General features: G+C 29.0%; 2 protein-coding genes and 1 pseudogene. All 3 read right to left on the reverse strand.

Features of this window, described 5'->3' with window-relative positions; all coding sequences use genetic code 11:
• Positions 1 to 15 precede the first annotated feature (15 nt).
• Positions 16 to 207 carry a cysteine-rich KTR domain-containing protein gene (locus tag AB5Z01_RS13760; protein ID WP_118208193.1) on the reverse strand — a complete coding sequence of 64 codons (192 nt, stop codon included), beginning with the start codon at positions 205 to 207 and terminating at the stop codon, positions 16 to 18.
• Between the two features lie 88 nt (positions 208 to 295).
• Positions 296 to 943, reverse strand: a complete 648-nt coding sequence (locus AB5Z01_RS13765) for an ABC-2 transporter permease (RefSeq protein ID WP_005341373.1) — start codon at positions 941 to 943, stop codon at positions 296 to 298.
• Positions 940 to 1,221, reverse strand: a pseudogene (locus AB5Z01_RS13770) (ABC transporter ATP-binding protein); the annotation flags it as partial. The pseudogene AB5Z01_RS13770 and the gene AB5Z01_RS13765, both read right to left, overlap by 4 nt.

Raw genomic sequence — 1,221 nt, forward strand, 5'->3', positions numbered from 1 at the left:
GATATAACCTACAAATTATCGGCTCTGCACCTTAGCGTCTGGCTCTTTGATAACTGTAATAACTCCATTTTTTATATTAACTAAACTTTCATTTTTGCATTTCGGACAGAACAATGGAAAATGTATTAGTTGTGTGTCTTTGCGGATTTTTATTCTTGTCTTATTATTGCAAATAGGACATAACACCCATAATTGGTTTTCTTTCAAGAAAACTCACCTCCCTTATTACAAATTATTTTAGAGGGATATAGGGTTTGTAACTAATATTAGACTTTAGTAAATCATACTATCTTTTTCATTTTCGTTTTTTATACCCTCTTATTGAAAAGCAATATGAAACACCCAGAATAAATAAACTAATTAAAATGGGTAATATATTTATGAAAATATCATGTTCCATTGCGAACGAAATAATGTTAGCTAATGAGCCAATAAATGAAGGAAGCATTACGAACAGCATTACAAGCACAAATGGAATTAAACAATAAATTTTTGCCTTTGAATATCCATATCTAAAATATAAAGGTAGTTGTATGGCTATTATCGCAGTAAATGTAAATAAAGAAAGGCTAAAACTTGTAATTATATCTAAACCATTCACACTTTCATGTTTTAAAATAATTGAAATTACTCCTACGAGTGTTGTAAATATATATGCCAATAAAAAAGTAGCGTATGTGTAAATATATCTTCCTGCTACAATATTTTGTGTAGTAAGAGATAATGAAGCATATAGTCTTTCTAATTCGTTTTTTTCCTGAACAACAAAAATATTTGTTGACATTAATGCAATAAACCAAGCAGCAGTAAAATTGAAAATAAAAATAGATGATGTACTCATAAAAGAAAATATAATAGTTACAGGAATTAGCGTAAAATACGAAATAATATTTGGCTTACAAGTAAAATAATCTAATCGAGCCATTTTCAAAGAATAATTCATTTTTTCCCCTCCTTGCTCATGCAAATGATTATATCGTCTATTGTCGGAACATCTAAAATATATCCTTTATATTTATGTGCCAGCTTAGTTTCCACAAGTCCTTCAAAACCTATAGTTGTTGACCGAATACCTAGAATGTCTTTTTTTAACTCATTAGTTAATTTTGCTGGTTCTCCCTTAATAAGATAATATTTTTGCATAAGTCCGTCCATATCACCTGTATAAATGACACGCCCGTTTTCTAAATAAGTTATATAATCAGTAATACGCTCCAAGTC

Source organism: Ruminococcus sp. RTP21359st1_H3_RTP21359_211015 (assembly GCF_040909065.1).
In the GTDB taxonomy this organism is placed as follows: domain Bacteria; phylum Bacillota; class Clostridia; order Oscillospirales; family Ruminococcaceae; genus Hominimerdicola; species Hominimerdicola aceti.

Excerpts from the sequence above, each read along its gene's own strand:
- AB5Z01_RS13765 (WP_005341373.1), bottom strand. The coding sequence starts at position 943 with ATGAATTATTCTTTGAAAATGGCTCGATTAGATTATTTTACTTGTAAG.